The 12766-nt window shown below is 58.1% G+C and carries 4 protein-coding genes and 2 pseudogenes; 2 read left to right on the plus strand and 4 right to left on the minus strand.

Annotation, left to right across the window (positions count from 1 at the left end; all coding sequences use genetic code 11):
* Nucleotides 1-157: 157 nt before the first annotated feature.
* A complete protein-coding gene (locus tag ALO80_RS19945; RefSeq protein WP_162491687.1) occupies nt 158-610 on the minus strand; it encodes a hypothetical protein in 453 nt (150 codons plus the stop codon).
* 426 nt (nt 611-1036) lie between these two features.
* Between ALO80_RS19945 and ALO80_RS29890 the strand changes: the two are divergent.
* Both ALO80_RS29890 and ALO80_RS19950 read left to right on the plus strand, forming a co-directional pair.
* Nucleotides 1037-1186, plus strand: a pseudogene (locus tag ALO80_RS29890) (tyrosine-type recombinase/integrase); the annotation flags it as partial.
* Between the two features lie 365 nt (nt 1187-1551).
* Entirely contained in the window at nt 1552-2382 is an 831-nt protein-coding gene (locus tag ALO80_RS19950) for a helix-turn-helix transcriptional regulator (RefSeq protein WP_055010254.1), read from the plus strand.
* Nucleotides 2383-2703: 321 nt separating this feature from the next.
* On the opposite strand, the gene ALO80_RS19955 is transcribed toward ALO80_RS19950, so the two are convergent.
* The 3 genes and pseudogenes from ALO80_RS19955 to ALO80_RS19965 all read right to left on the minus strand — a co-directional run.
* Complete coding sequence (locus ALO80_RS19955; protein WP_055010255.1) at nt 2704-3558, minus strand: helix-turn-helix transcriptional regulator; 855 nt, start codon at nt 3556-3558, stop codon at nt 2704-2706.
* Nucleotides 3559-3669: 111 nt separating this feature from the next.
* Nucleotides 3670-3924, minus strand: coding sequence for a hypothetical protein (locus ALO80_RS19960; protein WP_055010256.1), 255 nt, complete (start codon nt 3922-3924; stop codon nt 3670-3672).
* Between the two features lie 163 nt (nt 3925-4087).
* Nucleotides 4088-12745, minus strand: a pseudogene (locus ALO80_RS19965) (amino acid adenylation domain-containing protein); the annotation flags it as partial.
* Nucleotides 12746-12766 lie beyond the last annotated feature (21 nt).

The raw sequence follows: 12766 nt of genomic DNA on the forward strand, positions 1-12766 counted from the left end.
CTGGCGCTGAGCACGTGCTGAAGGTTGACTTCCGACCTCCAGAGAAACGCCCAACCTACGTGACAGCGCGCTGTTTCCTCAGGGATGCGCAACGGAGATCAGGGTAAACTTTCCAGGCGGGTATATAACTACAATCACCATTAAATCGCCATCAGGGCTATTTATTTTTCCACGTGGTAGACACTGGATTCGTGACGGTGTTTTTTTCTTGGGTATAAGTGCCGTTCTGCTGGGCAAGGGCCTCGCCGGTATCAACAATAGCGTTCTGGATGAACATGTTTTCCTTGTCTCCACGGACGAACGTTAACTGATGAAAGGCCGTTTTATTCCCCCAGTCGCTAGAGGGCAGAGAAATGAACCGCACGGTGAAAGATTCCTCATCTACATTGCCCTGGATGGAGTAAACGCCATAGTGGTTTTCACCCTGCGAAATGAGTTTGTAGGTGCCGTTGTCGTAGTAATAAATTTCGGCATCGGGGAAAGGTTTTTTGTCATACATTTTACGGTAATGCAGCACTTGCTTAATGGTGGGCTGACCGAAGCTGACGGTCAGTTCTTTACCGTCCGCCGAAGTTGTCAGTCCTTCGGCGTGAGCACCGCTCATGAGCATTAGCACACTGGTAGTTACCGTTGTGATTAATTTCACTTCACTTTTCCTCGTCTGGTTATATAGATGACGTTGAGTCAACGTACTGAGACTGTTACCTACGTTGGCAATGTTACAATTTTCGGGTATTTACTGCATAACATTTATCAACTAGTCAGCCTGTGGCTGCAACAGGATGCTCGACATCGACGCTCCGAAATACTGGTACTACCCGGCTGGATCGGCGGGTCAGGGTGATCGTCTGCGTTAGAGATTTGTAAAAATACTCAATCTGCGATTATCAGAAAATGCATCGTGCTGCCGAGATCTAGCCATCAGGCCGAATGATTGCTCCAGATGGGGCGATCCCAAACGGCGCTTTATAATGGCAGTATCAAATCGCTACACTGCCGTACCCACCTCGATCTCTAAGTGATGCCGGATCAGCACTGGGCACACGTGGCAGGCATCGAGGTCGAGCAGTTGGGTGTGCATGGCATGCGCGCCACGGCGGTAACCAACACTCTGGAACATAACCCCGATATCGCCAAGGTCCAGATGTGGCTGGGCCATACCAACATCAGTACCACGAGACTGTAAGACCGGCGCAATCAGCGGCCGGAAGATTCGCCAACTTTCAAAGTGAAATACCAACGCAGGATTGGCTTCACGCTGAATGCCCGTGCATGGCAGATTGGCGTGGCGGCTTCAGAATGTCCAGCACAGTGGGATGCAGTAAGGCTATCCGCTCGGGTGCAAGGATGTCCCGATATCCTGTGACAGATCTATTTTGTGCAACGGAGCATAATGGAAACCTCTAGCGGAATCGTTTCTTGGGGCGACATTCACACGTCATGCTGGATGAGAGTGATATTGAGGCGCGTAAGGCATGAGCATCCAGGAGGGAGTAATTCACGGCCTGATCGACAGAATGTCAAAAGATTCTAATCTTCATCGAGGCACAAATGAACCAACAAGCGAATACCAAAAATGAGGTGAAACCAGACATTTACCAGGAGCTCGGGAAGCTGGTTTCCAGCGTCGGAGATGACAAGTTTTTGAGTAACATGCACCAGTTCATCAACACGTCAATGGCTGTAAGCCGCGTGGAACTCAGCGAGTGGACCGTTGACGATAGCCAAGCGACGGTGAGCGAAGTACAGCTACTGGGACACGCGGGCACTGAGCCGAATCCGCAGATGCAAACGGTGTGCCCCACACGTGCCAGACACCGCAACGACCATCCACTGGTCAAGCGCGTGCTGGAGGCGGAAGACGACTTGCTGATTCACATGAATGCCCGGATGAAAAACGAGATGGGCTATGACTGCCTTGGAACCTCACATCAGTGCAACATGATCTCGCGCAAGGCCAATCGCTGTTGCGTGATCTCGTTGCACCGCCCGATAGGCGACAAAGATTATTCGTTGCAAGAACTGTCTGTTTTGAAATGCCTCTCCGAGGCCCTCCTGCCTTTATCGGAACGTCATGCTCGCGTCCACCGCCAGTCCGGTGTGAAAAGGGCTGGTGATTCGCGGTCGAATGGCATGTCTTCCTTTGAGTATGATCAATTGCGATACGACTTCAACGTACGCTTACGTGCTTGCGACGTCTCGCTCTCGGCACGGGAGAAGGAGGCCTGTTTGGAGTTTTTGGCAGGCAGCAGAGTTGCTGACATTGCAGAACAACTTTGCCTCAAAAAGAGTTCTGTGGAAACCTACCTGAGACGGTCCGCTGCCAAGCTGGGTATCAGCGGTCGCCATGGACTGGTCAAGTGGTTGTTATGCGCAGAATGAAAAATCCAGAGTGCCAGATGCGGGTATTAGTGAGCCCGACGTACTGTAGAAATTAAGCTTTCCCTTCATTGCTTTGGGCATCAAACTTGTGCTTGTGCATACCTGATACTGCTAAGGCTGATGTGGAAACTGTAGAATAGAACGCCTCTTAGCCTGTGTAATCAGGCTGGTTAGCAGGTCTGACTTGGGGCTGAATACTTATGGGACAACGCCAAATCGGCGTGTGGGCCAACTCCGCATCAGCAATAGCACAACTCCCTCGCGCCTTCGAATTCTCTAGGCTCCCCTCCTTAACCAATTCACCACAAATTCGTCTTCTGCTCAGACAGCCGCCTGAAACATATCGGCAGGGGTGGGATGCGCCACGCGATGCTCGGAATACAACCAGCGGAGTAGAGCACTACGACCAGAGAGGCCCATTTTTACGGCTGCGCGCTTGTAGTAGCTGTCCACCGTGGTGACTTTCAGATCAAGACTGTTTGCCAGTTGAGGCATCGTGAGACCGGCCAACAGCCCGACGCACACTTCGGTTTCTCGAGAAGACAGGCTCAGCGCCAATGCATCTAGGCGGCCAAGGAAACGCTGACGCATTCCTTCCATGGTCTCTATGTTTTTAAGGCTTATCGCGACAGGCGGTGGGCTTGTCGAAACAAGGGTAGGTGTCACGGTAGCGATATGCTGTTTCACGATGGGCAATACGACCAAAGACAGTTCCTTGAGCCGGGCGCGCTCCTGACAGGTGAATGCCTTGGCTGAAGGTGATCGATAGACCGACAGTACGTAATCACTTTTTCCCGGGTGGGCGATATGTATCTGAAGGAGAGATGTATGAGGGAGCGAATGACTTGGCTTTTCTGGCCCGTTGTAGGCGGACGACTCAAACCTGATGGATCTGTCGACACGCTTATCTGCCAGTTCTGTCGGGCTCAATAGAACCGGCACCAGACGTCTCCTTTCGATCCCCGGGTTGAGCACCTTTTGTAGACTTTCACCAAAGGCACCAAGGGTAGGAGTGCCGGTTACTTCATTCCTAGATCGACTGACTCCCTGAATGACATGGGTCGCGTCCACTGGTAGCGAAGCGGTGATAATCTCGTGGAGCAAGCGGGCAAACTGGCGGCTTCCAATACCAGAGATCAGTTTGCCGAGATGCTGAAAGAGCTGTTGCATTTTCATCGGGATTCCATTTTCTACCTATAAAAAAACACACAGGGCGCAGCCTTGAATTAGCATATAAAGATCTTCCAGATCTTTTATTACATTTTTTTTACATTAAGTGAATCGCCCCTATTGTCCTACCTGTTTGGAAAGCCTTTCAGCTTCTGTCGTTGAGCACAGTTCGACATGTGCTAACGCCTGCACGAAGCCTTTGGCATAGTGATAGGTGGCCTCAATTTCAAGCTGGGGTACACCCAGTCGCTTAACACGTGCGCCTTCTGCCACACGCTCACTCGCATCAGTGACGCTGGCCAACACATCAAGCGCAGAACCAACGGCAGCAATGCGCGGGAGCAATGATTGGATATCGATAACCACAGCCATTTGCTTTGCCCTCCTGGGCGTTGTGTGACTCGCTTAATTCTGGTCGAACGCGACTCCGGCCGGGCCTCGCCTGTTTTTGTCTTGCCTGACCTTCCTATCGGCCATCATCCCGTACGGCAAAGACCAGGACGACGGGTGATGGCAGAGGGAAGGTCAAACGAAACTAAACGGTTTCCAAAGGCAATCTGGTTTGGCTGACCCTCCCATTATTGGTAACTGCCTCAAGGATCGCCCGCCCCAGCTGGCGAATGTCGGGCTCTTTCACAATGGAGTGATGAGTTCCCATGATAGAGATGACTTGCAACTGCTCCTTGGGCATCAGCGCCTCCCAACCAATGCTGATATCACTACGGTTTTCTCCCATTGCTGAGAATAAAGTGACACGCACCGGTAGCGCAGGCGCCCTGTAACGGTAGAGCGCCAGACCGATACTGCGGATCAGTGCCAGGTATCTTTTTGCAAGATCACTCTCTATACCTTCAGGAAGCAAACCTTGAACTTGCGTAAAAGCCAACAAGGCCTCGAAATCCCGAGCAGCAGCCAAGTGTCTGACAGGCCCCTGTCGTACATCAGGCGGCAGAAGTCTCAACAAGGCTTCGATCTCGTCGAAATCCGGCTTCTCATCAAGATGAGCGTACCCACCCTCCTGCGCATCAAACAAATGCCGATACTCGCTGGTGGTGTCGACAAGCCCGAGGAATTCTACCGTAGCACCGGCCCCTATCAGTTGATGGGCAATTTCATAGGCGATCGTTCCCCCGGCAGACCACCCGGCCACGCGATACGGCCCCTGTGGCTGTATCTGGCGGATACCCTCAATGTAGCGTGAGGCCATTGCCTCGATAGTGGTGAGGTGTTCCTCTCCACTTTGCAGTCCGCTCGCCGAAAATCCATACACCGGAATGTCAGAGGGAATTTGCTTTGCCAACTGTTGGGCATAGCCGATATCCCCTGAGCCTTCATGAATAAGGAACAACGGATGTTGAGCTCCCTCTTTGCGAATGGTGGTTAGATTCGGATGCAGGGCCTTGTTCAAACCGCTATGGCAAGACGCGGCAAGTTCACAGATTGTCGGGTGCATGAACAGATCGCCTAACGCCACTTCGACCTCGAAGCGCTGACGCAGGCACGAAACCAGTTGCACTGCCAGCAGCGAATGCCCGCCCAGTTCGAAGAAGTGGTCATGGCGACCCACCCGCTCCAGCCCCAGCAATGCCTGCCAGATCTCCGCCAGCGCATGTTCGATTTCACCTACCGGCGCCTCGTAACCACGACTGGCATAAGCGTCATCCTCCGGTGCTGGCAATGCCCGTCGATCCAGCTTGCCGTTCGGCGTTTGCGGGAAATGCGTCAGCGTTACAAAGGCGCTCGGAATCATGTACTCCGCCAGCCCTTGCGACAGTTGCTCGCGCAACTGTGCCGCCGACAACACGGCGCCTTCCTGCGCCGTCAAATACGCCACGAGGCGTTTGTCTCCGGGACAGTGCTCGCGCGCCAATACCACCGCCTCCCTGACCCCGAGGCAACCCGCAAGCTGCGACTCGATCTCGCCCAGTTCGATACGGTAGCCCCGGAGCTTGACCTGATCGTCGTTACGCCCCAGGTACTCGATATTGCCGTCTGCCAGCCAGCGCCCCAGATCGCCGCTCCTGTACATCCGCGCCGCCGGCTGGGCACTGAACGGATCCTCCAAGAAACGATCCGCCGTCAATTCCGGTCGATTCAGATAACCACGAGCAACCCCAATACCGCCGATATGGATCTCGCCGCTGACCCCGATGGGTACCGGCTGGCCGTGCGCATCCAACAGGTAAATCTGTGTATTCGCTATCGGACGGCCGATCGGAACGATACCGATATCCTGCTCTGCCACGTAATGCCATGCAGTAACGTCAATGGCTGCTTCGGTGGGGCCGTACAGATTGTGCAACTCGCTTTTCGGGAAATGTGCCTGGCCTTGCAATAGCAAAGCATGCGGCAGCGCTTCACCACTGCAAAGTACTCGCTTGAGCGTCGAACACCGCCCTGCTGGCGTCTGATTGACGAAGGCCTGCAGCATGGAAGGAACAAAGTGCAGCATGCTGATGCTTCGGCGCTCGATCACCTCCATCAGGTAGTGAGGGTCTTGATGCCCGCCGGGGCGGGCCATGACCAGTTGTGCCCCGGCCAGCAGAGGCAGGAAGATCTCCCAGACCGATACATCGAAGCCGAAGGGCGTCTTCTGCAAGACACGATCGTCGGCTCCAATCCGGTATTCGCTCTGCGCCCACCACAACCGGTTGACGACGCCGTCATGCTGGTTAGCCACGCCTTTGGGTTTACCAGTGGAACCCGAGGTATAGATCACATAGGCCAGGTGTTGCGGCGTGATGGCCGTTACCACGGGATTGTGGTCAGCCTCAACCTCCCAGTCGCCCTCTTGCAGATCAAGCGTCCGCACCGCCAACTCGCCCAGTAACCTCCGGGTCTCGGCCTGCACCAGCACCGCCACCGGTGCGCTGTCTTCCAGCATGTAGCGCAACCGCTCAGGCGGATACCCAGGGTCCAGCGGCACATACGCACCGCCCGCCTTCAGAATACCCAGCAAGCCCACCACCATTTCCAGGCTGCGCTGCGCACAGATCGCAACCCGATCATCCGGCTGGATACCCAGGCCGATCAGATAATGTGCCAGTCGATTCGCCCGGGCGTTGAGTTCGCCATAGGTCAGGCTTCCGGTTTCATCAACCACCGCCAGGGCATCCGGCTGTTGTGCCACCTGCTCCTCGAACAGTTGATGAATCAACTTGTCCGACGGGTAGGCCGCTGCCGTATCGTTGAACGACTCCAACACCTGCCGACGTTGCTCGCAGGACAGCAGCGGCAGTTCTCCGACCGACTGTTGATCATCCGCCACCATGCCTTCCAGGAGCACTTGCAGGTGCCCCGCCATCCGCTCGATCGTCGCACGCTCGAACAGATCACTCGCGTATTCCAGAGAGCCGATCAACCCGCCATCCGCCTCGACCAGCGCAAGCGACAGGTCGAACTGGGCCGTCGTGTGCGGCGCTTGCAGCGGCTCCAGGCTCAGCTCTGGCAGACTGAGTTCGCCGCCGCCCGGGGTGTTGTTCAGCGCCAGCATGACCTGGAAGATCGGGCTATGGCCCAGGCTGCGCGGGCGCTGCAGCGCCTCCACCACCTGCTCGAACGGCAGGTCCTGATGCGCATGCGCCGCCAGCATGACCGCCTTGACCTGCTCCACCAACGCCGCCACGCTCAGGTGCCCTTGCGGCCTGATGCGCAGCGCCAGTGTGTTGACGAAGAAGCCGATCAGCGACTCCAGTTCGCTGCGCGGACGATTTGCCACCGGCGTGCCGATCACCACATCGTCCTGCCCGCTGAAGCGGCTCAGCAGACTCGACCAGCCCACCAGCAAGGTCATGAACAGCGTCGCACCGTGACGCTGACCCAACTGCCGCAACCCTGCCGTCAATGCCGGGCTCAGGGCCAGGCTCACACGCCCGCCGGCATAACTGCGCAACAGTGGGCGACGGTGGTCGGTTGGCAGCTCCAGCAAGGCTGGTGCACCGCTCAGGTGCTGCCGCCAGAACTCGACCTGCGTTTGCAGGGTTTCGCCCTGCAACCATTGCCGCTGCCACGCCGCGTAGTCGACATACTGGAAGGCCAGTGCCGGCAGAGGGTCGGGCAGCCCCTGGCTGAAGGCCCGGTACAACGTACCGATTTCCTGCAGCAGAACGCCCGTCGACCAACCGTCCGAAACGATATGGTGCTGCGTCACCAACAGGATGTGCTCCGTCTGCGACAGTTGCACAAGCCGCCCGCGAATCAGCGGACCGCTCGACAAGTCGAATGGCGCCAGCGCCTCCTCGCCAGCGAGCCGCTCCACCGCCTCGTGTTGCGCCGCGCTGTCCAGAGCGCACAGGTCATGGGTGATCAGGGCGAACCCTTGAGTCGCCGGCGCGATCATCTGGATCGCTTGGCCCTCGTGCAAGGCAAAGTGGGTGCGCAGGGTTTCGTGGCGCGCCACGATCCGGTCCAGCGTGGCCTGCAAGGCCTCGCTGTCCAATCGGCCGCGTAAGCGCAGTCCCGCCGGGATGTGATAAGCAGCCCCTGCCGCACGGTCCAGTTGATCGAGGAACCACAAGCGTTGTTGCGCCCACGACAGCGGCAATGGCAGATTGCGATCCACCGGCGTCAACAACGTCAACGTCAACGGCGTCTGCGCCGAGAACCGGGCGTTCGCCACCTGGCGTGCCAGACCTTGCAGTGTCGGCTCGGCAAACACATCCCGCAGTGCCACCTCGACTTCGAAGCGCTGACGCAGACGCGACACCAGTTGCACCGCCAGTAACGAATGGCCACCCAGTTCGAAGAAGTGGTCGTGGCGACCGACACGCTCCAGCCCCAGCAATGCCTGCCAGATCTCCGCCAGCGCATGTTCGATTTCACCTGCCGGCGCCTGGTAATCACGACTGGCATAAGCGTCGTCCTCCGGCGCCGGCAATGCCCGACGATCCAGCTTGCCGTTTGGCGTTAGCGGGAAACGCGCCAGCGTTACAAAGGCACTCGGGATCATGTACTCCGCCAGCCCTTGCGACAGTTGCTCGCGCAACTGCGCCGCCGACAACTCGACACCTTCCTGCGCCGTCAGGTACGCCACCAGGCGTTTGTCGCCTGGACGGTGCTCGCGCACCAGCACCACCGCTTCCCTGACCCCGGGACACTCAGACAGTTTCGACTCGATCTCGCCCAGCTCGATACGGTAGCCCCGGAGCTTGACCTGATCGTCGTTACGCCCCAGGTACTCGATATTGCCGTCTGCCAGCCAGCGCCCCAGATCGCCGCTCCTGTACATCCGCGCCGCCGGCTCGGCACTGAACGGGTCTTCCAGAAAACGCTCCGCCGTCAGTTCCGGCAGATTCAGATAGCCACGGGCAACGCCAATACCGCCGATATGGATCTCGCCGCTGACCCCAATGGGCACCGGCTGGCCGTGTGTATCCAGCAGGTAAATCCGTGTGTTCGCGATCGGACGGCCGATTGGAAATACCGAAGACCGATAACAGTCGATATCGTCAACCAGTCTATGCCAGGCCACCACGTCGCTACACTCCGTGGGCCCGTAACTGTTAATGAATTCGGGCCTCGGCTCGGGAAGCATTTCCAGCCTGGCGACTTGAATAGGCTCTCCGCCCAGTACCACCCGGCGAATGCTGTCAAGTTGCCTTGAATCGTTTGCATCGATGAGCGTGTTGAACGCACTGGGTGAAAGATTGATGTGGGTAATACGCTCGCGTTGAATCTGCTCCAGCAGCACCTCGGGAATGAAAGCCTCTCTTGCCAGGTGCAGTGTTCCACCGACCAATAACGGACCGAGAATATTTTTTTGCGTCAGATCGAAGCTATAGGAGGAAACAAGCAGTACGGCATCATCGGACGCCAGGTTCAGCTCGGCCAGATACCAGTGCATCAGGTTTAGAAAGCCCCTTTGCTCGATCAACACGCCCTTGGGTTGGCCGCTCGAGCCTGAGGTGTAGATCACATAGGCCAGATGATCCGGCTTGACGGCTCGCGCCACTGGATCATGGTCAGCCTCAGCTTCCCAGCACCCGCCTTCCAGGTCCAGCAGCGGCACGGCCAACTCTCCCAGCAACGCCCGGGTCGCGCTCTGTACCAGCACCGCCGCCGGCGCGCTGTCTTCCAGCATGTAGCGCAACCGCTGCTCCGGATACGCCGGGTCCAGCGGCACGTAGGCAGCACCCGCCTTCAGGATCCCCAGCAAGCCCACCACCATTTCCGGGCTTCGCTCTACGCAGATCGCCACCCGGCCATCCGGCCCGATGCCCAGGCCGATCAGATGATGCGCCAACTGGTTGGCGCGCGCATTCAGTTGCGCATAAGTGAATGTGCGCGCCTCAAATACCAGCGCAATCGCTTCTGGCGTTTTTTCTACTTGCGCTTCGAATAACTGATGGACGCTGGTGCCTTGCGGATAATCCACGGCCGTCGCATTCCACTCCTGCAGCAACTGACGCTCGGATCGCGGCAGCATCTCCAGACTGCGCAGCAACGACTCAGGTGAGTGTTCCAGCGCGTCGACCAGACTCTCCAGCGCCGTCTCCATGTAAGCACATACCCGCTGCGGATCGATCCCCGCCGTGGCTTGAACGGTCAGTGCAAAGCCCTCGCCCAGATCGTCCACAGCCAGTGTCAGCGGATAGTTGGTTCGCTCATTCCAGCCCAGGACCTCGATTCCGCCCCAAGCGCGGTCTCCCTGGTCCGAGACTTGCGGCTCGGCGCTGTGGCGGTAATTCAGCAGCGCGCTGAACAGCGGCAACGGCGGAGCAATGGCGCTGCAGCGTTGCGCCAGCGCCAACGACGCATGTTCGTGACCGAGCAGCGCGGTCAGGCGGGCATGCGTGGCCTTCACCCCCTCTCGCACGCCTTGCTCACCGACGTTCAAGCACAACGGCAAGGTGTTGATGAACATCCCCAACGAGCGGTCGGCACCATCGCCACCCTGCATGCGTCCCAGCAACACCGTACCGAACACCACGTCTTCCTGGCCCGACGTGCGCCCCAGCACCTGCGCCCAGGCCAGATGATGCAGGCTGGCAGCACTTACGCCCAGACTCTTGGCTTGCCGGCGGATCCTGCCCGCCAGCTCTGCGGCCACCGCCTGCCTGGATTGCTTGATGTCCCGACCGTCACCCTGCACATCGTGCAAACCGAATGGCAGCGTCGGCTCCGTCACCCGACCGAGCATTTCCTGGAAGAACGCTTCATGCGCCGCTTGGCTTACGCCCAGTCGCGCCTGCGCCACATGGTTGCGATAGGGTACCGAATCCGGCAGTCCGGCTGCCTGCCCCAGCAGATCCGCCTGTACCTCATGTTGCACCACTTCCAGCGCCGTATGGTCCAGCACCATATGGTGAAACAGCAGAATCGCCACCCAGCGTCTATTCGCTTCGTCGTAGGCGTAAGCCATCTTAATCAAGGGCGCTTTCGTCAAATCCAGCCGGTAATGCCTGGGGTCGAAGCGCTCCTGGAGTTGCTGTTCGATGTCTCCGTCGGCCGCCTTCAGCTCCAACGCTTCAACGGCCAATGGCGCTTCGCGCCAGACTGTCTGAACCGGCTCGTCCAGCCCCTCCCACAGCACGGCCGTTCTCAAGATGTCATGCCTGGCAATCACACCCTGAAGTGCCCGGACAAACGCCTTCAGGTGGTCTTCGCTTGGCAGCGCAAAACGCGTATTTAGCAAATAGGGGTCACCCTCGACCGACGCCAGGTGGTGGAACAACACCCCTTCCTGCAGTGGCGCCAGTGCATAGATATCCTGGACGTTCGCCGTCCCGCCTGGCACAGCACGCACAATCCGCTCGATGGCATCCTCGCTCAGGTCCGCGAGCGGCAACATCGACGGTGTAATTCGTGTGCACCCGACCACGATTCCGTTGGCGGGCACTTCTACCTCATGACTGTTACCCAATACCTCGGCAAACGCCGAAAGGGTTGGCTGGGCAAACAGCAGCCGCACATCCGCCGACAGTCCCGCTTGACGCATCCGGCCCATCAGACTGACGGCCAGTAGCGAATGCCCACCCAGTTCGAAGAAGTGATCGTGGCGACCCACCCGTTCGACGCCAAGCAGCTCCTGCCAGATTTCGGCAATCGCCGTCTCCACCGTCCCGCACGGCGCTTCGTAGCCGCGGCTCACATAAGCGTCAGCCTCCGGCACAGGCAACGCCCGGCGATTCAGCTTGCCGTTAGGTGTCAGCGGCCACCCCGGCAATTTCACATACGCGGCCGGCACCATGTACTCCGGAAGACTCGCCTGCAAGGCCGCCCGTAGCGTCTGCACCGCAATGATCTCTTTCGCTTCTCGCGTCGTGTAATACGCGATCAGACGTTTGTCACCCGGCGTGTCTTCCCGGGCAATCACCACCGCCTCTCCGACACCAGGGCACTCAGCCAGCTGCGCCTCAATCTCGCCCAGCTCGATACGGAAGCCACGGAGCTTGACCTGATCGTCGTTGCGTCCCAGGTACTCGATATTGCCGTCCGCCAGCCAACGACCCAAATCGCCGCTCCTGTACATCCGCGCCGTCGGGTCGTTGCTGAAACGGTCTTTCACGAACCGCTCTGCGGTCAGCGCATCACGATTCAAATAGCCGCGCGCGAGCTGTACACCCGCGATATAAATCTCGCCGCAGACGCCAACCGGGACCGGTTGCATGTGCGGGTCCAGCAGATACATCCGGGTATTGGCGACCGGCCGGCCGATCGGCACGATCCCCGCATGCAGGTCGGGCACACAGTGCCAGTAGGTGACGTCGACAGCGGCTTCAGTGGGGCCATACAGGTTGTGCAATTGCACATGTGCAAAGCGTTGCTCGAAGTGCTTTTGCAAACTATAGGGCAACGCCTCGCCGCTACAGAACACCTGCCGCAATGTGCTACAGGCCAGCGGGCCAGCCTGATTGAGGAAGCTCTGTAACATGGACGGTACGAAATGCAATATCGTGACACCCGAGTCTGCGATCAACCCGGCCAGATACTCGGGGTCCTGATGGCCTCCCGGACGCGCGATCACCAATTGCGCACCCGCGAGCAAGGGTAGAAAAAATTCCCAGACCGACACGTCAAAACCGAACGGTGTCTTTTGCAAGACACGGTCTTCGCGACTCAGCCGATATTGGTCCTGTGCCCACAACAGGCGGTTCACAATGGCGCGATGCTCGATCATCACGCCCTTGGGCTGACCGGTCGAACCCGAGGTATAGATCACATAAGCCAGGTGCTGTGGCGTGACCGTCGGCAATACGCGATCATGCCTGGCTTC

Origin of the sequence: Pseudomonas caricapapayae, from assembly GCF_001400735.1 — a bacterium.
Lineage (GTDB): Bacteria > Pseudomonadota > Gammaproteobacteria > Pseudomonadales > Pseudomonadaceae > Aquipseudomonas > Aquipseudomonas caricapapayae.